The organism is Streptomyces sp. PKA51, from assembly GCF_057552455.1.
The window spans coordinates 270127-293953 of the sequence record NZ_BAAJPZ010000003.1 but is presented as its reverse complement, the minus strand read 5'-3'; the positions used below and the strand labels follow the sequence as shown (position 1 = coordinate 293953).

At 71.9% G+C, this 23827-nt stretch carries 23 protein-coding genes; 4 read left to right on the top strand and 19 right to left on the bottom strand.

What is annotated here, in order from left to right; all coding sequences use genetic code 11:
• Positions 1-66 precede the first annotated feature (66 nt).
• A complete protein-coding gene (locus AC27L3_RS06445; RefSeq protein WP_487233039.1) occupies positions 67-690 on the top strand; it encodes a DUF2470 domain-containing protein in 624 nt (207 codons plus the stop codon).
• Positions 691-729: 39 nt separating this feature from the next.
• Here AC27L3_RS06445 and AC27L3_RS06440 read toward each other — a convergent pair whose 3' ends face one another.
• From AC27L3_RS06440 to AC27L3_RS06425, 4 genes are read right to left on the bottom strand one after another with little or no spacing between them, the layout of a single operon-like run.
• Entirely contained in the window at positions 730-2091 is a 1362-nt protein-coding gene (locus tag AC27L3_RS06440) for a replication-associated recombination protein A (RefSeq protein WP_487233038.1), read from the bottom strand.
• A gap of 59 nt (positions 2092-2150) precedes the next feature.
• Positions 2151-2813 carry a vitamin K epoxide reductase family protein gene (locus AC27L3_RS06435; protein ID WP_487233037.1) on the bottom strand — a complete coding sequence of 221 codons (663 nt, stop codon included), beginning with the start codon at positions 2811-2813 and terminating at the stop codon, positions 2151-2153.
• 59 nt (positions 2814-2872) lie between these two features.
• On the bottom strand, positions 2873-4135 hold the full coding sequence (gene hisS / locus AC27L3_RS06430; protein WP_487233036.1) for a histidine--tRNA ligase: 1263 nt from the start codon (positions 4133-4135) through the stop codon (positions 2873-2875).
• 10 nt (positions 4136-4145) lie between these two features.
• Positions 4146-4856: an MBL fold metallo-hydrolase gene (locus tag AC27L3_RS06425; RefSeq protein ID WP_487233035.1), complete on the bottom strand. Its 711-nt coding sequence runs from the start codon at positions 4854-4856 to the stop codon at positions 4146-4148.
• Between the two features lie 198 nt (positions 4857-5054).
• On the opposite strand from AC27L3_RS06425, the gene AC27L3_RS06420 reads away from it, so the two are divergent.
• Together AC27L3_RS06420 and AC27L3_RS06415 are read left to right on the top strand one after the other, a co-directional pair.
• Positions 5055-5876 carry a peptidylprolyl isomerase gene (locus AC27L3_RS06420; RefSeq protein WP_487233034.1) on the top strand — a complete coding sequence of 274 codons (822 nt, stop codon included), beginning with the start codon at positions 5055-5057 and terminating at the stop codon, positions 5874-5876.
• A 211-nt stretch (positions 5877-6087) separates the two neighbouring features.
• On the top strand, positions 6088-7317 hold the full coding sequence (locus tag AC27L3_RS06415) for a DUF349 domain-containing protein (RefSeq protein WP_487233033.1): 1230 nt from the start codon (positions 6088-6090) through the stop codon (positions 7315-7317).
• A gap of 68 nt (positions 7318-7385) precedes the next feature.
• Here the strand turns inward: AC27L3_RS06415 and AC27L3_RS06410 are convergent, their stop codons facing one another.
• The 12 genes from AC27L3_RS06410 to AC27L3_RS06355 all read right to left on the bottom strand — a co-directional run bounded on the left by AC27L3_RS06410 (position 7386) and on the right by AC27L3_RS06355 (position 19948).
• Entirely contained in the window at positions 7386-9905 is a 2520-nt protein-coding gene (locus AC27L3_RS06410) for a RelA/SpoT family protein (protein ID WP_365968217.1), read from the bottom strand.
• A gap of 214 nt (positions 9906-10119) precedes the next feature.
• Complete coding sequence (locus AC27L3_RS06405) at positions 10120-10677, bottom strand: adenine phosphoribosyltransferase (RefSeq protein ID WP_487233032.1); 558 nt, start codon at positions 10675-10677, stop codon at positions 10120-10122.
• Complete coding sequence (secF, locus tag AC27L3_RS06400; protein WP_487233031.1) at positions 10674-11792, bottom strand: protein translocase subunit SecF; 1119 nt, start codon at positions 11790-11792, stop codon at positions 10674-10676. Before secF ends, AC27L3_RS06405 begins: the two co-directional genes overlap by 4 nt.
• 1 nt (position 11793) lies before the next feature.
• Positions 11794-13653 (bottom strand): protein translocase subunit SecD, encoded by a 1860-nt coding sequence (gene secD, locus AC27L3_RS06395; RefSeq protein WP_487233030.1) that lies wholly within the window; start codon positions 13651-13653, stop codon positions 11794-11796.
• Between the two features lie 148 nt (positions 13654-13801).
• Positions 13802-14284, bottom strand: coding sequence for a preprotein translocase subunit YajC (gene yajC / locus AC27L3_RS06390; RefSeq protein WP_487233029.1), 483 nt, complete (start codon positions 14282-14284; stop codon positions 13802-13804).
• Between the two features lie 167 nt (positions 14285-14451).
• A complete protein-coding gene (gene ruvB, locus AC27L3_RS06385; protein WP_487233028.1) occupies positions 14452-15522 on the bottom strand; it encodes a Holliday junction branch migration DNA helicase RuvB in 1071 nt (356 codons plus the stop codon).
• A 67-nt stretch (positions 15523-15589) separates the two neighbouring features.
• Complete coding sequence (ruvA, locus tag AC27L3_RS06380; RefSeq protein ID WP_487233027.1) at positions 15590-16201, bottom strand: Holliday junction branch migration protein RuvA; 612 nt, start codon at positions 16199-16201, stop codon at positions 15590-15592.
• Positions 16198-16749: a crossover junction endodeoxyribonuclease RuvC gene (gene ruvC, locus AC27L3_RS06375; protein WP_365968224.1), complete on the bottom strand. Its 552-nt coding sequence runs from the start codon at positions 16747-16749 to the stop codon at positions 16198-16200. The genes ruvA and ruvC overlap by 4 nt, the downstream gene beginning before the upstream one ends.
• Before the next feature lie 120 nt (positions 16750-16869).
• Positions 16870-17622, bottom strand: coding sequence for a YebC/PmpR family DNA-binding transcriptional regulator (locus tag AC27L3_RS06370; RefSeq protein WP_344434140.1), 753 nt, complete (start codon positions 17620-17622; stop codon positions 16870-16872).
• A 62-nt stretch (positions 17623-17684) separates the two neighbouring features.
• Positions 17685-18278 (bottom strand): pyridoxal 5'-phosphate synthase glutaminase subunit PdxT, encoded by a 594-nt coding sequence (gene pdxT, locus AC27L3_RS06365; RefSeq protein WP_365968225.1) that lies wholly within the window; start codon positions 18276-18278, stop codon positions 17685-17687.
• Positions 18279-18378: 100 nt separating this feature from the next.
• A complete protein-coding gene (gene pdxS, locus AC27L3_RS06360; protein ID WP_365968226.1) occupies positions 18379-19299 on the bottom strand; it encodes a pyridoxal 5'-phosphate synthase lyase subunit PdxS in 921 nt (306 codons plus the stop codon).
• A 115-nt stretch (positions 19300-19414) separates the two neighbouring features.
• Entirely contained in the window at positions 19415-19948 is a 534-nt protein-coding gene (locus AC27L3_RS06355) for a LemA family protein (protein WP_487233175.1), read from the bottom strand.
• A 176-nt stretch (positions 19949-20124) separates the two neighbouring features.
• Here AC27L3_RS06355 and AC27L3_RS06350 point away from each other — a divergent pair, with 176 nt between their 5' ends.
• On the top strand, positions 20125-20874 hold the full coding sequence (locus tag AC27L3_RS06350) for a VC0807 family protein (protein WP_487233026.1): 750 nt from the start codon (positions 20125-20127) through the stop codon (positions 20872-20874).
• 38 nt (positions 20875-20912) lie between these two features.
• Here the strand turns inward: AC27L3_RS06350 and AC27L3_RS06345 are convergent, their stop codons facing one another.
• Genes AC27L3_RS06345 through pgsA form a run of 3 tightly spaced genes read right to left on the bottom strand, consistent with a single transcriptional unit; the run spans position 20913 to position 23658 of the window.
• The gene (locus AC27L3_RS06345; protein ID WP_487233025.1) at positions 20913-22073 is read right to left on the bottom strand and encodes a glycosyltransferase family 4 protein; all 1161 of its coding nucleotides are present in this window, start codon (positions 22071-22073) and stop codon (positions 20913-20915) included.
• On the bottom strand, positions 22070-22996 hold the full coding sequence (locus tag AC27L3_RS06340; RefSeq protein WP_487233024.1) for a phosphatidylinositol mannoside acyltransferase: 927 nt from the start codon (positions 22994-22996) through the stop codon (positions 22070-22072). The genes AC27L3_RS06345 and AC27L3_RS06340 overlap by 4 nt, the downstream gene beginning before the upstream one ends.
• Entirely contained in the window at positions 22993-23658 is a 666-nt protein-coding gene (gene pgsA, locus AC27L3_RS06335; RefSeq protein ID WP_487233023.1) for a phosphatidylinositol phosphate synthase, read from the bottom strand. Before pgsA ends, AC27L3_RS06340 begins: the two co-directional genes overlap by 4 nt.
• Between the last annotated feature and the right edge of the window lie 169 nt (positions 23659-23827).

Below are 23827 nucleotides of genomic sequence, written 5' to 3'. Positions count from 1 at the left end.
GTCGACGTGACGGAGGTCCGATCAGATCGTGGTCAGCCGCGTCCCAGCGGACTTGAGATCGCCCGGATGCCGTCAGCAGCCGAACGCACACGAACTCTCGTACAGAGTACATGCTCCGCGGCCCTGCTGATTCCAGGGGCCCCCGCGGCGGAGCCGCTGCACGTGCTGGAGCCGCGCTCGGTGGGCCGGGACGGCGAGATCCTGCTGGGCGGCGGCCACCTCGAGGCGACCACCGCGGTGCTCGAACTCGTCGACGTCGCCCCGGTCGCCGTACGCGACCGCATCCGCGGCCGGGCCCGCATCACCGGCCGGCTCACCCGCGCCGACGGCGTCCTGCGGCTGGAGCCGACCGCAGCGTACGTCGACGACCTGTGGGGTGCGCAGTCCGTCGCCCCCGAGGACTTCGCCCGCGCCTCGGCCGACCCGCTGGCCTCGTACGAGGCCGAACTGCTGCAGCACCTGCACGTGGGCCACGACGACCAGGTACGGGCGCTGGCCGTCCTGCTGGACATGCCCGGGTGCACCTCGGCGGTGCCGCTGGCGCTGGACCGATTCGGCCTGCGGGTGCGCTTCACCTTCGCGGGCGGCAGCGGCCACGTGGACGCCCGCTTCGAGTTCCCCCACCCGGTGGGCGACATCCGCGCCCTGCGCACCGAGATGCACCGCCTCTTCGCCTCCGCCGGCCTGTAGGGACGCCGGCGGGCGGGGCGGGGGCGGCCGGGGCGGGGGCTACTCCCCCTGCGGCTCCCCCCGCAGGCGCGAGCGCACCCGCTCCACCACGTCCGCGTAGCGCGCCTCCGCCCCGTACCGCGTCGGCTCGTAGTACCGCTTGCCGTGCACCGCATCCGGCGCGTACTGCTGGGCGGCGATCCCGCCCGGCACGTCGTGCGGGTAGACGTACCCCTGCCCGTGCCCCAGCTTCTGCGCGCCCTTGTAGTGGCTGTCGCGCAGGTGCGCGGGGACGGGGCCGGCCAGGCCCGCCCGTACGTCCGCCAGCGCCGCGTCGATCGCCAGGTACGCGGCGTTGGACTTCGGGGCCAGGGCCAGCGCCACCGCGACCTGGCTCAGGGTGATCCGCGCCTCTGGGAAGCCGATCATGGCCACGGCCTGGGCCCCGGCGACGGCCGTCTGCAGCGCGGTGGGGTCGGCCAGCCCGATGTCCTCGCTGGCGGAGATCATCAGCCGGCGGGCGATGAACCGCGGGTCCTCCCCCGCCTCGATCATGCGTGCCAGGTAGTGCAGCGTGGCGTCGACGTCGGAGCCGCGGATGGACTTGATCAGCGCGCTGGCCACGTCGTAGTGCTGGTCACCGGCGCGGTCGTACTTCACCGCCGCGCGGTCGACCGCGGCCTCCAGCGTCTCCAGGGTGATCACCGTCTCGCCCTGGGCGAGGGCCGAGCCGGCGCCCGCCTCCAGGGCGGTCAGCGCCCGGCGCGCGTCCCCGCCGGCGATGCGCAGCAGGTGGGCCTCGGTGTCCTCGGGGAGCGTGACCGCCCCGCCCAGCCCCCGCTCGTCGGTCAGGGCGCGGTGGATCAGGCGGCGCAGGTCGTCGTCGGTCAGGGCCTGCAGGGTCAGCAGCAGGGAGCGCGAGAGCAGCGGCGAGATGATCGAGAAGTAGGGGTTCTCCGTGGTGGCCGCGATGAGGGTGACCCAGCGGTTCTCCACGGCCGGCAGCAGGGAATCCTGCTGGGCCTTGCTGAAGCGGTGGATCTCGTCGAGGAAGAGGACGGTCTCCTTGCCGTAGCCGCCCGAGGCGCGGCGGGCGCCGTCGATGACGGCCCGGACCTCCTTGACGCCCGCGGTGATCGCGGAGAGCTCCACGAAGCGCTTGTTGGTGGCCTGGCTGACGACGTAGGCCAGGGTCGTCTTGCCGGTGCCGGGCGGGCCCCACAGGATCACCGAGGAGGGGCCTGCGGGCCCGCCGCCGCCCTCTCCGACGAGGCGGCGCAGCGGCGAGCCGGGCCGCAGGAGATGCCCCTGCCCGACGACCTCGTCGAGGTTGCGGGGGCGCATGCGGACGGCCAGCGGACTGGCCGCCGGGTCCTTCTCCTGGCGGTCCTCTGCGGCTGCGGTGAACAGGTCGGGCTCCACACCGAAACCCTAAGCCCTGCCTGTGACACCGCCGCTCGGCGGCGTCGGGCGCCCGGGGATCAGGCGGTGCCGCCCGTCCAGAACCACCACCACTTGGTGAGGATCAGCATGCCGATCACGCCGATCCACAGCACCGGCACGACCCAGTGGAACTCCAGCAGGCCGCGGCGCAGGCCCTCGGGCACCCGGATGAAGCGGTGCCGGACGTTCTGCAGCGTGACGTACCAGAACATGACGATGGTGGCGACCCAGGCCAGGCAGCACCACAGGCACAGCGAGCCGATGACGTACAGCGACTGGTACTGCAGCCATGTGACGAAGCCGACGCCGAAGAGGCAGCCGGCCTCCATGCCCAGCCAGTACCAGCGGCGGTAGCGGGCCCCGGCGAGCAGCCCCATGCCCACCGCGATGATCACGGAGTAGGCGACCAGGCCGATCATCGGGTTCGGGAAGCCGAACGCCTTGGCCTGCTCGCTCTCCATGATGTTGCCGCAGGAGACGATGGGGTTGAGGCTGCAGCCGGGGGTGAAGGTGGTGCCGGCGACCTTGGCCTCGAGGATCTTGAGCTTGTCGATCGTGATGACCCACGAGGCCAGCAGCCCGGCGGCACCGGTGATCACCAGCAACCACGCGAACGCACGGCTGGCGCCCACCGCTCCGGTGGCGGGGACGTCCGGCCCCGCGTCGTCGGTGTCGGAGCGGTCGAGTGCCGAAGTGGTCATAGTGCTGTCGATCCCATCAGTAGGCCGTTGCCGCCCATTCTGCACCAGCAGCCTGTGAATCAGCCTTGGGCCGAAAGGACTTCACTCACAACGGTGTCGAGGGGCACGGCCTTCTGCTCGCCGCTCTCCAGGTCCTTCAGCTGCACCACGCCCTCGGCCAGGTCCCGTTCGCCGGCGACGAGCGCGAAGCGGGCACCCGAGCGGTTGGCGGACTTCATGGCGTTCTTCAGGCCCTTGCCGCCGAAGGCGAAGTCGGTGGCGACGCCGGCCCGGCGCAGCTCGGTGACCGTGCCGAAGAGCACCCGGCGGGCCTCCTCGCCCAGCGGCACGGCGAAGACCTGCGTGGCCGCGGGCAGTTCGAGCTCGATGCCCTCGGCCTTGAGGGCCAGCACCGTGCGGTCCACGCCGAGCGCCCAGCCGACGGACGGCAGGGCGGGGCCGCCGATCATCTCGGAGAGGCCGTCGTAGCGGCCGCCGCCGCCGACCGCGGACTGCGAGCCGAGGCCGTCGTGGACGAACTCGAAGGTGGTACGGGTGTAGTAGTCCAGGCCGCGGACCAGCTTGGGGTCGTCCTCGAAGGCCACACCGGCGGCGGTCAGCAGCTCGCGGACCTGCTCGTGGTACTCCTTGCACGCCTCGCACAGGTGGTCGCGCAGCATGGGGGCGCCGACGAGCTGCTTCTGGACGGCGTCGCGCTTGTCGTCGAGGACGCGCAGGGGGTTGATGTCGATGCGGCGGCGGGTGTCCTCGTCCAGGTCCAGGCCGCGCAGGAAGTCCTGCAGGGCGGTCCGGTAGGCGGGGCGGCATTCCTTGTCGCCGAGCGAGTTCAGCAGCAGGCGGAAGTTCTTCAGGCCGAGCGAGCGGTAGGCGTCGACGGCCAGGATGATCAGCTCGGCGTCGAGCGCGGGGTCCTCCGCGCCGATGGCCTCCGCGCCGACCTGGGAGAAGTGGCGGTAGCGGCCGGCCTGGGGGCGCTCGTAGCGGTAGTACGAGCCGGAGTACCAGAGCTTGACCGGCAGGTTGCCGGCCTTGTGCAGGTTGGCCTCCAGCGCGGCGCGCAGGACGGAGGCGGTGCCCTCGGGGCGCAGGGCGAGCTGGTCGCCGCCGCGGGTGGTGAGGGTGTACATCTCCTTGGTCACGATGTCGGTGGACTCGCCGACGCCGCGGGAGAACAGCTCGACCTGCTCGAAGCCGGGGGTCTCCACGTAGCCGTAGCCGGCCCGCTTGAGCGGCGCGGAGATCGCCTCGCGCACGGCGAGGTAGGTCGCCGAGTCGGGGGGAAGGAGGTCGTAGGTGCCCTTGGGGGCCTTGAAGGTGCTCACGGAAGTCTCGTCACATTCCTCGTCGCGGAGCCGGGGATCCGGCTCCGAGGCCGGCGGCCACCTCACGCAGGTAAGGGTTGGTGGCGCGCTCACGGCCGATGGTCGTCTGGGGGCCGTGGCCGGACAGCACCACGGTCGAGTCGTCCAGGGGCAGGCACACGCGTGCCAGCGACCGGAGCATCTCGCCGTGGTCACCGCCGGGCAGGTCGGTGCGTCCGACGGAGCCGGCGAACAGCAGGTCGCCGGAGAAGAACACCGAGGGGATCTCGGAGGTCTCCGGCAGCCTGAAGGTCACCGACCCCTTGGTATGGCCGGGCGCGTGCGCGACGGTGAGCTCCATGCCGGCGAGCTGCAGCGTGCTGCCGTCGGACAGCTCCCTGAGGTCGTCCGGCTCCCCGACGGTCAGCTCGCCCATGAGCGGCTGCCCGATGGCGCGGCCCAGGGCCTTCTCCGGGTCGCTCATCATGTAGCGGTCGTCGGGGTGGATCCAGGCCGGGACGTCGTGGGCGCCGCACACCGGGACGACCGAGGCGACGTGGTCGATGTGGCCGTGGGTGAGGACGACGGCGACGGGCTTGAGCCGATGCTTCTTCAGTGCTTCCTCGACGCCGGGGGCCGCCTGGTGGCCCGGGTCGATGATCACGCACTCCTCGCCGGCGGCCGGGGCGACCAGGTAGCAGTTGGTCCCCCAGGCTCCGGCGGGGAACCCGGCAATGAGCACGTTCGTCCTTAATGATCGGCAAGTCTGACAGGCGGTGGTCCGGTCCGCGGCCCCCGTGCGCGGGGACCATCGGTCCGGATCGTCGTGGATGCAGCCTACCGGCGGCACTCCTGCCGCCGCGAACCCGTATACGGTACGGGCGACACTCGCGATTCGCGGCTCATGACATGCGACGAGACGGCACGAGGAGAGGACCCGGTGGTCACTAACGAGCAGCGGCGGCGCCAGCTCGCCCGGGAGAAGTTCGAGCGGCAGCAGCAGCGCCGCGAGGCGGCGCGGCGCAAGGCCCGCCGCCGGAACGCGGTGATCGCCGGCGGACTCGCCGCGGTGCTGGCCGCGGGCGCGGGGGCGTACGCGGCCGGGGCGTTCTCCGGCGACGGCAAGAAGAACACGGCCGCCGACGCCTCCCCCGACGCCCTGCCGTCCGCGAAGAAGGGCCCGGACCCGTGCGCCAAGCCGGCGCCGGGTTCGCCGTCGGCGAAGACATGGAAGTCGGAGCCGGAGATGACGGTCGACAAGTCCGCGTCGTACGCGATGGAGCTGAAGACGACCTGCGGCACGATCGACCTCAAGCTGGACGCCGCCAACGCCCCGCATACGGTCAACTCCTTCGACTTCCTGGCGAAGGAGGGCTTCTTCGACCACTCCAAGTGCCACCGCCTGACCACGGCCGGCATCTACGTGCTGCAGTGCGGTGACCCGAAGGGCACCGGCATGGGCGGCCCGGGCTACACCATCGAGGACGAGAACCTCAAGGACTCCAAGCTCAAGGGCAACGTCTACCCCGCGGGCACCGTCGCGATGGCGAACACCGGCCAGCCGCACACCGGTGGCAGCCAGTTCTTCCTCGTGTACCAGGACAGCCAGCTGCCGCCGCAGTACACGCCGTTCGGCACGATCGGCCCCGAGGGCATGAAGACGCTGAAGAAGATCGCCGACGCGGGTGAGAACTCGGGCGCCGGTGACGGTGCGCCGAACGCCACCGTGGTGATCGACAAGGCGACGGTGACGAGAAGCTGACGCCCGGACGGCGAAATTTCGGTCGCGCGGGATACGGACAGCCGGGCCGCCGTTCGCCTATGTTGGCGTTGTGTAGGGTGCCTGCTCCGACGGCCTTTGCGCACCCGGATGATCAAGCCGTCGGACCGGCCAGGGCGCGGCTCTGCCCGGAACAACTGTGGACGATGCGCGCGGGCCGCACACGGCCCCGGCATCATGTGGAGGAGGCGCTGTGAGCAGCGACCCGTGGGGCCGCGTCGACGAGACGGGGACCGTGTACGTGCGTACTGCCGACGGTGAGCAGGTCGTCGGCTCGTGGCAGGCGGGGTCTCCCGAGGAGGCGTTGGCCTACTTCGAGCGCAAGTACGAGGGCCTGGTCGTCGAGATCGGCCTCCTCGAGCGCCGGATCAGGACCACCGATCTGTCGTCCAAGGACGCGATGACCGCCATCGATCATCTGCGCACCCAGGTCGACGAGCACCACGCGGTGGGCGACCTCGACGCGCTGCGGGAGCGGCTGGACAAGCTGGTCGCCGCCGTCGAGTCGCGCCGCGAGGAGCGCAAGGCGGCCAAGGCCAAGGCGACCGAGGAGGCCCGTACGGCCAAGGAGGCGCTGGTCGCCGAGGCCGAGGAGCTGGCGGCGAGCGAGCAGTGGCGGTCGGCCGGCGAGCGGCTGCGCTCCCTGGTCGACACGTGGAAGGGCCTGCCGCGGCTGGACCGCAAGACCGACGACGAGCTGTGGCACCGCTTCTCGCACGCCCGCTCGGCGTTCTCCAAGCGCCGCAAGGCCCACTTCGCCTCGCTGGACGCGCAGCGCGAGGACGCCCGCAAGATCAAGGAGAAGCTGGTCGCCGAGGCCGAGGCGCTCTCCGGCTCGACGGACTGGGGTCCGACGGCCGCGCGCTACCGCGAGCTGATGGCGGACTGGAAGGCGGCCGGGCGGGCGCAGCGGGAGGCCGAGGACGAGCTGTGGGCCCGCTTCCGGGGCGCGCAGGACGTCTTCTTCCAGGCCCGCAGCAAGGTCTTCGCCGAGCGGGACGCCGAGCAGCAGGGCAACCTGTCGCTGAAGGAGGAGCTGGTCGTCGAGGCCGAGAAGCTGCTCCCGGTGACGGACCTGAAGGCGGCGCGGGCGGCGTTCCGGTCGATCAACGAGCGCTGGGAGGCCATCGGCCATGTGCCGCGGGACGCCCGGCCGCGGATCGAGGGCCGGATGCACGCGGTGGAGCGTGCGATCCAGGAGGCCGAGGAGGCCGAGTGGCGGCGCACCAACCCCGAGGCACGGGCGCGTGCGGCGGGGCTGACGGGCCAGCTGCAGGCGGCCGTCGACAAGCTGCAGGAGCAGGTCGACAAGGCGCGTGCGGCGGGCAACGAGGCCAAGGCCAACAAGCTCGCGCAGGAGCTGGAGGGCCGCAAGGCGCTGCTGGACCAGGCCCTGAAGGGTCTTGAGGAGTTCGGCGGCTGAGAAGCCACGCATGAGTAAGGGGCTCCGGCAGTAGCCGGAGCCCCTTACTCGTTCCCGCTGCTGCGGCGCTACGGCCTGCGGGCCGACGTCACGCGGTAGACGTCGTAGACGCCCTCCACGCCGCGCACGGCCTTGAGCACGTGCCCGAGGTGCTTGGGGTCGCCCATCTCGAAGGTGAAGCGCGAGGTGGCCACCCGGTCGCGGGAGGTCTGCACGGCTGCCGAGAGGATGTTGACGTGCTGGTCGGACAGGACCCGGGTGACGTCCGACAGCAGCCGGGAGCGGTCGAGGGCCTCGACCTGGATGGCAACCAGGAACACGGACGACTGGGTGGGCGCCCACTCCACGTCGAGGATCCGCTCCGGCTGCTGCGAGAGCGAGTCGACGTTGACGCAGTCCGCGCGGTGCACCGAGATGCCGTTGCCGCGGGTGACGAAGCCGATGATCGGATCCCCGGGCACCGGGGTGCAGCAGCGGGCCAGCTTGACCCACACGTCGTCCACGCCCTTGACCACCACGCCCGGGTCGGCGCTGGTGCGCCGCTTGGAGCGGCCGCGGATGGGGGCGGTCTCCTCGATGTCCTCGGTGGCCGCGTCCTCGCCGCCGAGCGCCTGGACGAGCTTTTGCACCACGCCCTGGGCCGCGACGTGCCCCTCGCCGATCGCGGCGTACAGGGAGGAGATGTCGGGGTAGCGCATCTCGTGCGCGAGGGTGACCAGGGAGTCGCCGGTGAGGATGCGCTGGATCGGCAGGTTCTGCTTGCGCATGGCCCGGGCGATGGCGTCCTTGCCCTGCTCGATCGCCTCGTCCCGGCGTTCCTTGGAGAACCAGGCACGGATCTTGTTGCGGGCCCGCGGGGACTTCACGAAGCCCAGCCAGTCGCGGGAGGGGCCCGCGCCGGGGGCCTTGGAGGTGAAGACCTCCACCAGGTCGCCGTTGTCGAGGGTCGACTCCAGCGGTACGAGGCGGCCGTTGACCCGCGCGCCTATCGTGCGGTGGCCGACCTCGGTGTGGACGGCGTAGGCGAAGTCGACGGGCGTGGCACCCGCGGGGAGCGCTATGACGTCACCCTTGGGCGTGAAGACGAAGACCTCGTTGCGCGAGAGGTCGAAGCGCAGCGACTCCAGGAACTCGCCCGGGTCCTCGGTCTCCTTCTGCCAGTCCAGCAGCTGCCGCAGCCACGCCATGTCGTTGATGGCGTCCTTGTCCTTGCCGGACGTGCGCGGCACATCGGTACGGATCTTGGAGGCGCCGGCGACGGCCTCCTGCTTGTACTTCCAGTGCGCGGCGATGCCGTACTCGGCGCGGCGGTGCATGTCGAAGGTGCGGATCTGCAGCTCGACGGGCTTGCCCGAAGGTCCTATGACCGTCGTGTGCAACGACTGGTACATGTTGAACTTGGGCATCGCGATGTAGTCCTTGAACCGCCCGGGCACCGGGTTCCACCGGGCGTGGACGGTGCCCAGCGCCGCGTAGCAGTCGCGGACGGTGTCGACGAGGACGCGGATGCCCACCAGGTCGTAGATCTCGGCGAAGTCGCGGCCCCGCACGATCATCTTCTGGTAGACGCTGTAGTAGTGCTTCGGCCGGCCGGTGACGGTGGCCTTGATGCGGGCGGCGCGCAGGTCGGCCTGGACCTCGTCGATGACGGTGGCGAGGTACTCGTCGCGCTTGGGGGCCCGCTCGGCGACCAGGCGCACGATCTCGTCGTACATCTTGGGGTAGAGGATCGCGAAGGCGAGGTCCTCCAGCTCCCACTTGATGGTGTTCATGCCCAGCCGGTGCGCCAGCGGGGCGTAGATCTCCAGCGTCTCGCGGGCCTTCTTCTCCTGCTTCTCCCGCTTGAGGTAGCGCATGGTGCGCATGTTGTGCAGGCGGTCGGCGAGCTTGATGACCAGGACGCGCGGGTCCTTGGCCATGGCGACGACCATCTTGCGCACGGTCTCGGCCTGGGCGGCCTCGCCGAACTGCACCCGGTCCAGCTTGGTGACGCCGTCGACGAGCAGGGCGACCTGGTCGCCGAAGTCGCGGCGCAGGTCCTCCAGGCCGTACTCGGTGTCCTCGACGGTGTCGTGCAGCAGGCCGGCCATCAAGGTGGCCGGGTCCATGCCGAGCTCGGCGAGGATCGTGGTGACGGCCAGCGGGTGGGTGATGTACGGGTCGCCGCTCTTGCGCTTCTGGCCGCGGTGCCAGCGCTCGGCGACCTGGTAGGCGCGCTCGATCTGGCGCAGCGTGCCGGCGTCCGCCTTGGGGTCGTTGCCGCGCACGATGCGCAGCAGCGGCTCGAGGACGGGGTTGTACGGGCTCTGCCGCTGGACGCCCAGGCGGGCGAGGCGGGCGCGCACCCGGCTGGAGGAGCCGGTGCGGGGCGCGGGGCCGGGCGTGGCCGAGGGCCGGGCCGGGGCACCGGCGGGCGGCTGCGGCGCGGTCCGGTACTGCGGGGTGCCCGCGCTCGTGTGCTCGCCCCGGGCGGCCGTGCCGCCTGCGGCGGCGTCCGGGCGGGCCGGGGGCGTGCCGCCGGACGCCGCGGCGTCGGGGCTCGGCTTGTCCGGCTGGGCGGCGGTGAGCGGCTGGACCTCGTCTGGCAAGAGCACTCCCTCAAGCGTTCCGGCCCCCCGATCAGGTCCGGACTGCCATGGTATCGATCCCGGCCACCACGGCGCTCCGCGCCGGGCTGCGGCCGGGTTCCTGCAAGGGGTCTGACAGGGGACCGCAAGGGGTCTGCCCGGAAAAACACCGGGCGGGCACCGGTTGTTTCCCGGTGCCCGCCCTGGGCGTGCACACCTGCCCGCGCGTGCGGGTCTAGACCGTGATCAGCGCGTGCAGCGGGGCTCCGGCCAGGGACCGCTCCAGCCGCTGCCGGCCGGCCAGGAAGCCGAGCTCCATCAGCACGGCCACGCCCGCCACCTCGGCGCCGGCGCGGCGGATCAGCTCCAGCGAGGCCTCGGCGGTGCCGCCGGTGGCCAGCACGTCGTCGATGACCAGCACCCGGTCGCCGGCGGCCAGCGCGTCGGCCTGTATCTCGATCTCGGCGCTGCCGTACTCCAGGTCGTAGGTCTGGGACAGCGTCTCGCCCGGCAGCTTGCCCGCCTTGCGGACGGGCACGAAGCCGCGGCCGGCGCGGACGGCCACGGGGGCGCCGAGGATGAAGCCGCGGGCCTCCAGGCCCATGACCTTGTCCACCGCGTAGTGCTCGCACAGCTCGGCGAGCGCGTCGGTGAGCGCGGCGAAGGCCGGGGCGTCGGCGAGCAGCGGGGCGATGTCCTTGAAGACCACGCCCGGCTTCGGGTAGTCGGGCACGTCGCGGATGTGGCCGAGCAGCAGCTCCCGCAGGCCCTGCTCGGCGGGCGCGGCGCTCATCGGCGCTTGCCCGACGGACGACCGCGACCGCCGCGGCCCCGGCCGGCGGAGTCCTGGCGCTGGCCGACGAGGCCGGCGACGTCCTGCGGCTCCTCGTCGCCGCCCTCGCCGCCCTCGGCACTCCCCGTAGCGGCCTCGGCCTTGGCGGCGTCGGCGGCGCGGCGGGCGCGCACGCGCTTGGTGAGCGCCTTCATCTGCGGGTCGCGTTCCTTGAGGTCGGCGACCAGCGGGGTGGCGATGAAGATCGAGGAGTAGGCGCCGGCGGCGAGGCCGACGAAGAGGGCGAGGGAGATGTCGTTGAGCATGCCCGCGCCGAGGAAGCCGCCGCCGATGAACAGCAGGCCGGCGACCGGCAGCAGCGCCACCACGGTGGTGTTGATGGAGCGCACCAGGGTGCTGTTGAGGCTGCGGTTGGCGATCTCGCTGTAGGTGAAGCGGGTCTGCTTGGTGATGTCCTTCGCGCTCTCCTTCAGGCCGTCGAAGACGACGACGGTGTCGTAGAGCGAGTAACCGAGGATCGTCAGCAGACCGATCACGGTGCCCGGGGTGACCTCGAAGCCGACGAGCGCGTAGATGCCGACGGTGATGGTGAGGTCGTGGATCAGGGCGACCAGGGCGGCGAGCGCCATGCGCCACTCGAAGGCGATGGCGAGGTAGACGACCACAAGGATCATGAAGATCCCCAGGCCCCACCAGGCCTTGTTGGCGATCTGCTCACCCCAGCTGGGGCCGACGATGTCGGTGTTGACCTTGTTGGTGGAGATGCCCAGCTTCTTGGCCAGGGCGTCCTGGGTCTTGCGCGACTGGTCGGTGCTGAGCTCGCTGACCTGGACGCGCAGGGTGCCGTCGCCGAGCTTCTGGACCACCGCGGTGTGGCCGGAGGCCTCCTCCGCCGTGTGCCGGGCCTGGACCTCGCTCACCGAGGTCTTGGGCGTGGTGAAGACCGCGCCACCGGAGAACTCGATGCCCATGTTCAGGCCGCGCACCGCCAGGCCGACGATGGCCGTGATGGTGATGAGGATCGAGATGCCGTACCAGATCTTCCGCTTGCCGACGAAGTCGTAGCCGACCTCGCCGCGGTACAGCCGGGCGCCGAGAGTGCCGAGTCGCGACATCTCACGCCTCCTTCGGGTCGACGGTGGCGGAGGGGCGGCGGCGGGAGGCCCGCAGCGGCGGCTTGGCGCCGAGCCGCTTGGGGTCGAGACCGGACCAGGGGTGGCCGCTGGCGAAGAACTTGCGGCGGGCGAGGAGCGTCATGAGCGGCTTGGTGAAGAGGAAGACCACGACGACGTCGAGCAGCGTGGTCAGGCCGAGGGTGAACGCGAAGCCCTGCACCTTGCCGACGGTGACGATGAAGAGCACCGCGGCGGCGAGGAAGGAGACGAAGTCGGAGACCAGGATGGTGCGGCGGGCGCGCGGCCAGCCCCGCTCCACCGCCGGGCGCAGCGTGCGGCCCTCGCGGATCTCGTCCCGGATGCGTTCGAAGTAGACGATGAAGGAGTCGGCGGTGATACCGATGGCCACGATGGCACCGCAGACGGCCGGCAGGTTCAGCGCGAAGCCGATGGCCGAGCCCAGCAGGACCATGATCGTGTAGGTGAGCACCGCGGAGCACGCGAGGCTCGCCAGGGCCACGATGGCCAGGCCGCGGTAGTAGGCCACCAGGTAGACGATGACCAGGGCGAGGCCGATCGCACCGGCGATCAGGCCCGCGCGCAGCTGCTCGCCGCCGAGCGCCGGGGAGACCGTGGTCTCGGTGACGACGTCGAAGGACAGCGGCAGGGCACCGTAGGACAGCACGTTGGCCAGGTCCTGGGCGCTCTGCTGGGTGAAGCCGCCGGAGATCTCGGCCTGGCCGCCACCGATGGAGGTGCTGACGGACGGGTCGGAGACGACCTCGCCGTCCAGGACGATCGCGAACTGGTTCTGCGGCGCCGGCTTGGCGGCCAGCTGGCCGGTGACCTGCGCGAACTTCTTGGCACCGGTGGAGTTGAACTTCAGCTGGACGATCCAGCCCTTGCCGCTCTGGCTGTCGAAGACGGCGCTGGCGCTGTCGACGGTGACGCCCTCCACGGCCACCGGGCCGAGGATCTCCTTGACGGTGCCGTCCTTGCGGCAGGCGACGATCGAGTCGGTGGGCTTGGCACCGGAAGCGGCCTCGTTCGCCAGGGCGCGGCTCTCCTTGGTGGAGCAGTCCAGGGCGTCGAGCTTCTTCTGCAGGGTGGCCATGTCACCCGTGGCCGGGGCGGGCGTGGGCGCCGGGGTCTGCTTGGCGTCCTTCGGGGCGTCGCCGGCCTTCTTGCCGTCGTCGGCCTTCTTGCCGTCCGTGGCGGTGGCGGTGACCTTGGGCGACGGGGTGCCGTCGGCCTTGAGGGCGTCGGTCACGGGGCGGCCCTGCGGGCTCGCCGGGGCGGAGGGCTTGCCGGACGACTTGGTCTTGTCGTCGGACGCGGCGTCGTCACCGGCCTTGTCGGCCGCCTTGTCGCCGGTCTTGTCGGCCGCCTTGTCCTTGGCCTTGCCGTTGCCGGAGGCGCTGGGGCTGGGCGTGGGCGTGGGCACCTTGATGCCGGGGGCCGTGGTCACCACGGGCCGGAAGCCGAGCTGGGCGGTGGTGCCGACCTGCTGACGGGCCTGCTTCGCGTTCGTCCCTCGCGGGATGTTCACGATGATGTGCTTGCTGCCCTGCCGCTGCACCTCGGACTCCGAGACGCCGAGACCGTTGACACGCCGCTCGATGATGCCGACGGCGGTGTTCAGGTTGGTCTCGTTGATCGCGTTGGGCTTGCCCGGCTGGTTCTTGGCCTCCAGCGTGAAGCTGGTACCACCCGCCAGGTCGATGCCCAGGCGCGGCGTGGTGTGCCCGGAGGCGAACATCCCCCCGGTGAGCGCCACCATGACAATCAGGATGAAGGCCAGGACTCTGCCCGGCCTGCCCTGGCCGCCCGGGGACCTACGGCCCTTCTTCGGTGCTGCCACCTTGTCGTTTCTCCCTGTCCAACCGCCCGGCGTCGGGTTTCGCCGGGCGGCCACGAAATGTTGTGGGGACCTGCCCCCCGCCGGAGCCTAGACCGTAACGGAACCGCGGCGCACCGTCGGGGAGGTGCTCCGCGGTTCCGGAAAGGGGTTACTTGGCGTCGCCGTCGCCCTTGGTGTCCTTCTTCTCCGCCTCGCCGGCGTCGCCGGGCTTCTCGACGGCCTTGCCCTCGGCCTTCTCCTCGGCGCCCTTGTGCAGGTCGATCTTCCCCTCGACCTGGGGCTCGCCGGTCTCGACGGCCTCGGTCAGCGAGGAGGCGTCGTCGGGCACGACCGGGGTGTCCTCCGGCTCCAGGCCGTGGACGATGCGGTTGTACTCGGCGTCCTCGAGGACGGCGCCGATGGCGTTCTTCGCGTAGATGGCGTGGACGCCCGGGGCGACCTCGAGGAGGACGGTGTCCTCGTGGATCTCCTTGACGGTGGCGTACATCCCGCCGATCGTCCGGACACCGGTGCCGGGCTGCATCTGGTTGCGCATCTGCTGGGCCTGGCGCTGCTTGTTCTTGGCCGACCGGGTCATCAGGAACATGGCCCCGATGAGCACGATGAACGGCAGGAGACTCACGATATTCACGGGACGGGGTTTCCTTCACACGACCGCTTTGGGGGTGCGGCCTGGTCTACGGGGGTGGTAATGCCGTGCCCATTCGGACGGCATCGGCGGAGTCTAAGCGAGTCCGCACGAATGGAACAACGCCCAGCATGGCACCCCGGTTCCTGACCGGACCAGCCCCCGCGCCGTCACTCCCCGAAGAGGCCCTGCTGCCCCGCGCCGCCTCCGCCGGGGCCGGACTGCTGCGGCGGCGTCATCCCCATGTGCTCCCAGGCCGCCGGTGTGGCGATGCGGCCACGGGGCGTACGGGCCAGCAGCCCCTCCCGCACCAGGAACGGCTCGGCGACCTCCTCCACCGTCTCGCGCTCCTCCCCCACGGCCACGGCCAGGGTGGACAGGCCCACCGGGCCGCCGCCGAACAGCTTGAGCAGCGCGGTCAGCACGGCACGGTCCAGCCGGTCCAGACCGCGGGCGTCGACCTCGTACACCTCCAGCGCCTGGGCGGCCGTCCGCTGCGTGATCACACCGTCGCCCTTGACCTGGGCGTAGTCGCGCACCCGGCGCAGCAGCCGGTTGGCGATGCGGGGCGTGCCGCGGGAGCGGCCGGCGATCTCGGCGGCGCCCTCACCCTCTATCTCCACGTCCAGCAGCCGGGCCGAGCGGTGCACGACGCGCTCCAGCTCGGCGGGAGCGTAGAACTCCATGTGCCCGGTGAACCCGAAACGGTCCCGCAGCGGCGGCGGCAGCAGCCCGGCCCGCGTGGTGGCACCCACCAGGGTGAAGGGCGGCAGCTCCAGGGGGATGGCCGTGGCGCCCGGGCCCTTGCCCACGATGACGTCGACGCGGAAGTCCTCCATGGCCATGTACAGCATCTCCTCGGCGGGCCGGGACATGCGGTGGATCTCGTCCAGGAAGAGGACCTCGCCCTCGGTGAGCGAGGACAGGATCGCGGCCAGATCGCCGGCGTGCTGGATGGCGGGGCCGGACGTGATGCGGATGGGCGCCCCCATCTCGGCCGCAATGATCATGGAGAGGGTGGTCTTGCCCAGGCCCGGCGCGCCGGAGAGCAGGACGTGGTCGGCAGTGGCCCCGCGCGCTCGGGCGGCCTTGAGGACCAGGTCGAGCTGCTCGCGCACGCGCTCCTGCCCGACGAACTCCCCCAGGTCCTTCGGCCGCAGCGCGGCCTCGACGGCCCGGTCCTCCCCGTCGGCGACGGTGCCGACGAGACGATCGTCGTCCCAGTTCACGAGGTTCCTCACGGTTGCTTGGTCAGGGGTGCGGGTGCGGGTGGGCGGAGGGTGCGCCTGCGGTGGGCCGGTGCCCCGGTCAGCGCGCCCGGTTCAGCGTCTGAAGGGCCGCTCGCAGAAGCTGCCCCACCTGCGGCGTGCCCTGCGCCGCCTCCGCCTGCGGCGCCACGGCGTCCACCGCCTCGTCCGCCTCGCGCGCCGCGTAACCCAGGCCCACGAGCGCCGCATGGAGCTGCTCCCGCCAACCGCTCGCGGCGGTCGCCGCAGCGGCGGACGGCGCCGTCCCCACCGGCGCCCCCAGCCGGTCCTTCAGCTCCAGCAGCAGCTTCTGCGCACCCTTCTTCCCGATGCCCGGCACAGCGGTCAGCGCCTTCTCGTCCCCGCTCGCCACGGCGCGCCGCAGTGCGTCGGGGCTGTGGACGGCCAGCATGGCCTGCGCGAGCCGCGGCCCGACCCCGCTCGCGGTCTGCAGCAGCTCGAACGTCTGGCGTTCGTCGTCGTCGGCGAAGCCGTACAGCGTCAGCGAGTCCTCGCGGACGACGAGGGACGTGGCGAGCCGGGCCGGTTCGCCGATGCGCAGCTGGGCGAGCGTGCCGGGGGTGCACTGGACGGCCATGCCGATGCCGCCGACCTCGACGACGGCGGTGTCGGGGGCGAGGGCCGCGACCGGCCCGGTGACGAAAGCGATCATCGGGTGCCCTTCGGGAGTCGTACGGGGGCGCCGGCGCGGCGCTGGGCGGCGGCGAGCTGCTGGAGGCGGCCGGCCGCGGGGGCCCGCCAGATGTGGCAGATGGCCAGGGCCAGGGCGTCGGCGGCGTCGGCGGGCTTCGGGGGCGCGTCGAGCCGCAGCAGGCGGGTGACCATGGAGCCGACCTGGGCCTTGTCGGCCCGGCCGGAGCCGGTGACGGCGGCCTTGACCTCGCTGGGGGTGTGCAGGGCGACGGGCAGTCCGCGCCGGGCGGCGCACAGCATGGCGACCGCGCTGGCCTGGGCGGTGCCCATGACCGTACGGACGTTGTGCTGGCTGAAGACCCGCTCCACGGCGACGTATTCGGGCCGGTGGGTATCGAGCCATTCCTCGATGCCGCGCTCGATGAGGACGAGGCGCTCGGCGGTGTCCGCGTCGGCGTCGGTGCGCACGACGCCGACGCCGAGCATGCGCAGCGGCCGGCCGGCCGTGCCCTCGACGACGCCGATGCCGCATCGTGTCAGGCCCGGGTCCACGCCCAGCACCCTCATCGTGCCCCTCCCTCCGATTGGCCGTTCACCTGCGGGAGCAGGCTATCGGCCGGCACTGACAAAGCGACGGGCCGACGGGGGTGTCCCGTCGGCCCGTCGCAGCCGGCCGTGTCGGCCGGATCAGGCGTCGACCTTCGCCATGACCTCGTCGGAGACGTCGAAGTTGGCGAAGACGTTCTGGACGTCGTCGCTGTCCTCGAGCGCGTCGATCAGCTTGAAGATCTTGCGCGCGGCGTCCTCGTCGAGCTCCACCTGCATGGTGGGGACGAAGTTGGCCTCGGCGGAGTCGTAGTCGATGCCGGCCTCCTGCAGCGCGGTGCGCACCGCGACGAGGTCGGTGGCCTCGCTGAGGATCTCGAAGTTCTCGCCGAGGTCGTTGACCTCCTCGGCACCGGCGTCGAGGACGGCGCCGAGGACGTCGTCCTCGGTGAGCTCGCCCTTGGGGACGATGATGACGCCCTTGCGGTTGAACAGGTAGGAGACCGAGCCCGGGTCGGCCATGGAACCGCCGTTGCGGGTCATGGCGACGCGCACGTCGGAGGCGGCGCGGTTGCGGTTGTCGGTGAGGCACTCGATGAGCACCGCGACGCCGTTGGGGCCGTAACCCTCGTACATGATCGTCTCGTAGTCGGCGCCGCCGGCCTCGAGACCGCCACCGCGCTTGATCGCGGAGTCGATGTTCTTGTTCGGGACCGACTGCTTCTTCGCCTTCTGGACGGCGTCGTAGAGCGTCGGGTTGCCGTCGAGGTCGACGCCGCCCATGCGGGCCGCGACCTCGATGTTCTTGATCAGCTTCGCGAAGAGCTTGCCGCGCTTGGCATCGATCACGGCCTTCTTGTGCTTCGTCGTAGCCCATTTAGAGTGGCCGGACATCCGCCTGTCTCCTTCTTCGCGTAACCGATTGCGTAACGAATGACAGAGATCCTACCGGGATCTCAGGACTGGGCCGCGCGCACCATCTCCACGAAGAGCCCGTGCACCCGGTGGTCGCCGGTGAGTTCCGGGTGGAAGGAGGTGGCCAGCACGTTTCCCTGCCGGACGGCGACGGTGTGGCCGTCGTAGGTGGCGAGGACCTCGGTGCGGGCGCCGGTGGACTCGACCCAGGGGGCGCGGATGAAGACGCCCTCCACGGGGCCGCCCTCGATGCCGTCCATCTCGATGGACGCCTCGAAGGACTCGTTCTGGCGGCCGAAGGCGTTGCGGCGCACGATCATGTCGATGCCGCCGAGGGTCTCCTGGTCCTCGCGGCCGTCGAGGATCTTGTCGGCGAGCATGATCATGCCGGCGCAGGTGCCGTAGACGGGCATGCCCGCCTGCACCCGCTCGCGCAGCGGCTGGAGCATGCCGAAGATCACGGCGAGCTTGGACATCGTGGTGGACTCGCCACCGGGGATCACCAGGCCGTCGACCTCGGCGAGTTCCTCGGGACGGCGCACCGGCCGGGCCACCGCGTCGGCGGCGGCGAGGGCGACCAGGTGCTCGCGGACGTCGCCCTGCAGGGCGAGGACACCGATGGTGGGGGTGGACACGGTGGGGCTACCTCTCACATGGGGACGGCTACGCGCCGGTGGTACGGACCGTGGGCGGCCCGCGACGTGCCGCGGACCGCCCACCGGAGGAAGAGCTGTGTCACCAGCCGCGCTTGGCGTACCGCTCGGCCTCGGGGAGGGTGTCGCAGTTGATGCCGACCATGGCCTCGCCCAGGTTGCGGGAGGCGTCCGCGATGACCTTCGGGTCGTCGTAGAAGGTGGTGGCCTTCACGATGGCGGCGGCACGCTTGGCCGGGTCGCCGGACTTGAAGATGCCGGAGCCGACGAAGACGCCCTCGGCACCGAGCTGGCGCATCAGCGCCGCGTCGGCCGGGGTGGCCACGCCGCCCGCGGAGAACAGCACGACCGGCAGCTTGCCGAGCTCGGCGACCTCCTTGACGAGCTCGTAGGGGGCGCGCAGCTCCTTGGCGGCCGCGTACAGCTCGTGGTTGTCGAAGCCGCGCAGCTTGGCGATCTCGTTCTTGATCTGGCGCAGGTGGCGGACGGCCTCGACGACGTTGCCGGTGCCGGCCTCGCCCTTGGAGCGGATCATGGCCGCGCCCTCGGCGATGCGGCGCAGGGCCTCGCCCAGGTTGGTGGCACCGCAGACGAAGGGGGTGGTGAACGCCCACTTGTCGGAGTGGTTGACCTCGTCCGCCGGGGTGAGGACCTCGGACTCGTCGATGTAGTCGACGCCGAGGGACTGCAGGACCTGGGCCTCGACGAAGTGGCCGATGCGGGACTTGGCCATGACCGGGATCGAGACGGCGTCGATGATGCCTTCGATCATGTCCGGGTCGGACATGCGGGCGACGCCGCCGTCCTTGCGGATGTCGGCGGGGACCCGCTCCAGGGCCATGACCGCGACCGCGCCGGCGTCCTCGGCGATCTTCGCCTGCTCCGGCGTGACGACGTCCATGATCACGCCGCCCTTGAGCTGCTCGGCCATGCCGCGCTTGACGCGCGCGGTGCCGGTCTCCGGGGCGCCGGGGGCAATGGACGACGTGCTGGTGGTGGACACGATGTGACCTCGCTACTCAAGGGCCGTTAATGCTGCAGCCTCATGAAAGCGGCCTGCTCGACCGGGGAAAAAGGGCCAATTCGAGGTCGGTGGCTCCCCGGGCGCCCGGCCCGGCTCAGCGACCGGTCCGGTCGGTCAGCGCCAGAGGCGGCTCGTCGTCCATCTCGAAGGCCATCGGGAACGGCGCGTGACCGGCCAGGCGGAACCAGCGGACCTTGCGGTGGCGGCGCAGCGCCCGGGCCGCGCGGACCGCGTCGTTGTGGAACCGGCGGGCCATGGGCACCCTGCGCACCGCCTGCGTCAGCTCCTGCAGCGACTCGTCGCCGCCGGGCGTCCGCTGCACCTCGTCGACCTGCTGGGCCTCGGCGAACACCGCGCGCAGGGCCTGGCTGAGCTCGCTCTCGGCGACCTCGCGGTGCTCCTCCTCGGCCTGCCGGGCGGCGTGCGAGGCCTGGTAGAGCACGATGGAGGCGGCCGGATCGAGGACGCCGGCGGTGGCGAGCTCCTGGGCGACCGAGGCACGCCGCAGGAGCTGCGCGTCCAGGGCGGCCCGCGCGGCGTCGATACGGCTGTGCAGCCGGTCGAGCCGGCCGGCGGTCCAGCTCAGGTAGATGCCGATGACGACGAGGGCCACCGCGATCCAGATCATTGTGGTCACGGCGGGTCACGTTACCCTCCGGGCGCGGTGCTCCACCCGGGGACGGAGAGGGGTGGACAGGGGCGGGGCGGCGGTCTCCACCCTGTGCTCCACCCGTGCGCCGATCCGGCTCCACCCGCCCGGCACCTAGCGTCGTGGGCAGGACGCCGGACCGCCGGGAGGCACTCATGTCACCGCCCATCACGCCCCGCACCACACCGGACGACACCACGCCGGATGGCACCGCGCCGCGCACCGCCCCGGGCACCTCGCCGGGTGCGGCGCCGGGCTCCCTGACGCGCACGCTGCGTCCGCTGCTCGCCCCGCTGGCGATCAGCATCGCGCTGCCGCTCGCCCTGTACTACGTCCTGCGCGCCGGCGGCATGGCCCAGTGGCAGGCCCTGCTGCTCAGCAGTGTCGTGCCGGCCGGGCACGCGGTGGCGCAGGCCGTGCGCACACGCCGCGCGGAGGTCTTCGACCTGCTGATCGTGGCCCTGCTGCTGGTCTCCGCGGGCACGTCGCTGATCAGCGGCAGCCCACGGGTGCTGCTGCTGAAGGACGCCGGTCTGCCCGCCGTGCTGGGCCTGTGGATCCTGGGCACCCTGTGGGCGGCGCGCCCCTTCGCCTACCGGTTCGGGGAGCGGTTGCGCGGGCCGGACGGCGCCTGCGCCGCGGAGCTGGCCTGGCAGGAGCGCCCGGAGTTCCGTTCCGCGCTGCGTCGGCTGACGCTGCTGTGGGCCGCGGGCCAGCTCCTGGACGCGGTGCTGAGCACCCTGGAGGCGCTGACCCTGCCCGTGGACGCGGTGCCGGTCATCGGCAGGTTCCAGTCGCTGACGCTGCTGGCCGTGGTCGTGGTCGTGACCGTGCGCAGCAGCAAGGCGTTCCGGGCGCGGCACGGGATATCCCTGTTCGCCGCCCACCCAACCACCAGCGGCTAGGGCCCCGTCAGGGGCGCGGCCTGATCCGCCGGCGGGCGCTAGTCGCGGGCCAGGCCGAAGCGGGACCGCAGGGTCGAGCGCTCGTCGGTGGCCACGGAGGCCGCCCCGGCGGTGACCGTCTCGTAGACGGCGAGGATGTCGGCGCCCACGGTCGCCCAGTCGAAGCGGCGTACGTGCCGGCTGCCCCGCTCGCTCAGCTCGGCGCGCCGGTCCGCGTCGCCCAGCAGCCGCACCGCGGCGTCGGCCAGGGCCTGGGCGTCCTCGTTGGCGAACAGTTCCCCGGCCGAGCCGTGGTCGAGCACCTGGGCGAAGGCGTCCAGGTCGCTGGCGAGGACGGGTGCCCCGGCCGAGAGCGCCTCGACGAGGATGATGCCGAAGGACTCGCCACCGGTGTTGGGCGCGACATACAGATCGACGCTGCGCAGCAGGCGGGCCTTGTCCTCGTCGCTGACCATGCCGAGGAACTCGACGCTGTCGCGCATCTGCGGGGGCAGGGCGGCGACCGCCTCCTCCTCGTCGCCGCGGCCGGCGACCAGCAGCCGGGTGCCGGGGCGGGCGGCGAGGATCGCCGGCAGGGCGCGCATGAGGACGGGCAGGCCCTTGCGGGGTTCGTCGATGCGGCCGATGAAGCCGATCGTCCCGCCCTGCCACTCGGGGCGGGGCTCGGCCCGGGCGAAGAAGTCGACGTCGACGCCGTTGGGGATGACGACCGCGTCACCGCCCAGGTGCTCGACCAGGGTCCGGCGGGCGTACTCGCTCACCGCGATCCGGGCGCTGATCTTTTCCAGGGCGGGCTGGAGGATGGGATAGGCCGCGATCATGGCGCGCGAGCGCGGGTTGGAGGTGTGGAAGGTCGCCACGATGGGGCCCTGGGCGGCCCAGCAGGCCAGCAGTCCCAGCGAGGGGGAGGTGGGCTCGTGGATGTGGATGACGTCGAAGTTGCCCTCGTGCAGCCAGCGGCGCACCCGGGCGGCGGAGAGGAAGCCGAAGTTCAGGCGGGCCACCGAGCCGTTGTAGGGCACGGGCACGGCACGGCCGGCGGGCACCACGAAGGGGGGCACGGGCGTGTCGTCGTCGGCGGGCGCCAGCACCGACACCTCGTGACCGAGCCGGATCAGGTGCTCGGCCAGGTCGCGGATGTGGAACTGGACGCCGCCGGGCACGTCCCAGGCGTAGGGGCAGACGATCCCGATCCTCACGGCTTCTCCGTTCCGGAGCTCTCGTCGGTGCGGGGGCGCGGCTCCAGGTCGGCGAGCCAGAGCCGCTGGAGCATGTGCCAGTCCTGCGGGTGCTCGGCGATACCGGAGGCGAAGGCGTCGGCCAGCCGCTGGGTCATCGCGGCGACCTTCTCGCCCCGGCCGCCCGTGGCCGGCACCTCGACGGCCTCGTGTATCCGGGCGCGCATGACCGGCGAGCGGTCGTACCAGAGGGTGACTGGCAGCAGGACGGCGCCGGTCTGCACGGCGAGGGCGGCCGGTCCGGCCGGCATCTTCGCCCGCTCCTTGAAGAAGTCGACCTCGATGCCCGAGGAGGACAGGTCGCGGTCGGCCACCAGGCACACCGCCCCGCCCGCCCGCAGCCGCCGGGCCAGGGTGCCGAAGGCCCCGGCCCCGGCGTGCGGCAGGACCTCCATGCCCAGGCCCTCGCGATAGGCCACGAAGCGGTCGTAGAGCTTCTCGGGCTTGAGCCGCTCGGCGACGGTGGTGAAGGGAATGCCCATGGCGGTGGTCAGCCAGGCCCCGGCGAGGTCGTAGTTGCCCATGTGCGGCAGGGCCAGCACCACGCCGCGGCCGGCGGCCACGGCCTCTTCGAGCCGCTCGACGCCCTGGACGGAGATCCCGGCGCGGATGCGCTCGGGGCTCCACACCGGCAGCCGGAAGGACTCCATCCAGTACCGCATGTACGAGCGCATGCCCGCCCGGGAGAGCTCGGCGAGCCGCTCGGGCCCCGCGTCGGGGACCACCCGGGCCAGATTGGCCTCCAGGCGCAGCACGCCCCGCCCGCGCCGACGCCAGGCCGTGTCGGCGATCTGCCGGCCCAGGGCGGCGACCGCCGGCTCGGGCAGCCGTTTGACCGTCGCCCAGCCCAGTCCGTACAGCGCGTCGGTCAGCTCCTCCTTCACACGCCCTCGCCCCCGCCGGCCGCCGCGGTGACGGCGTCCGCCTCGGCGGACTCGCGGCGCACGGTCACCACGCGCTGGATCAGCGTGACGAGGCTGCCGACGGCCACGATCCACAGGGCGATGGGCAGCAGCTTGTCGATGTAGGGCACGCCGAACGCGTGCAGACCGGAGAAGCCGCAGGCCACCAGGGAGATCACCAGGCGTTCGGCCCGCTCGACCAGGCCGTTGACGTTCACCGGCAGACCGATGCTCTCGCCGCGCGCCTTGGTGTACGACACGACCTGTCCGCTGGCCAGGCAGAAGATCGCCACCGCGCACAGCGTGAGGCTGTCCCCGCGCCCGGCGTACCACAGGGCCAGGCCGCCGAAGATGGCCGAGTCGGCCACCCGGTCCAGGGTCGAGTCCAGGAAGGCGCCCCACCGGCTGGAGCGGCCCAGCTGCCGGGCCATGTTGCCGTCGACCAGGTCGGAGAAGACGAACAGCGTGATGACGACCGTGCCCCAGAAGAACTCGCCCCGGGGATAGAACGCCAGCGCGCCCGCCACCACTCCACCGGTGCCGATGAGGGTCACCGCGTCGGGGCTGACGCCGAGGCGGATGAGCAGTGCGGCGAACGGCGTGAGAACACGCGTGAAGAACGCACGCGCGTACTTGTTCAGCATGGCCTTCCCGGAGGGTCGTGTGCGGGCCAAGTGGTCTTGAGGGCCACCGGCTGGCCCATCGTAGCCAGCAGGCCGGTCCCCGCCGCGCACACGTCGCTCCCCCGCCGTTCCTCCCAGGTCACACGCGCCCCCGGGACACCGCACCGGTGCACACCCGGTTGCCGCGCCA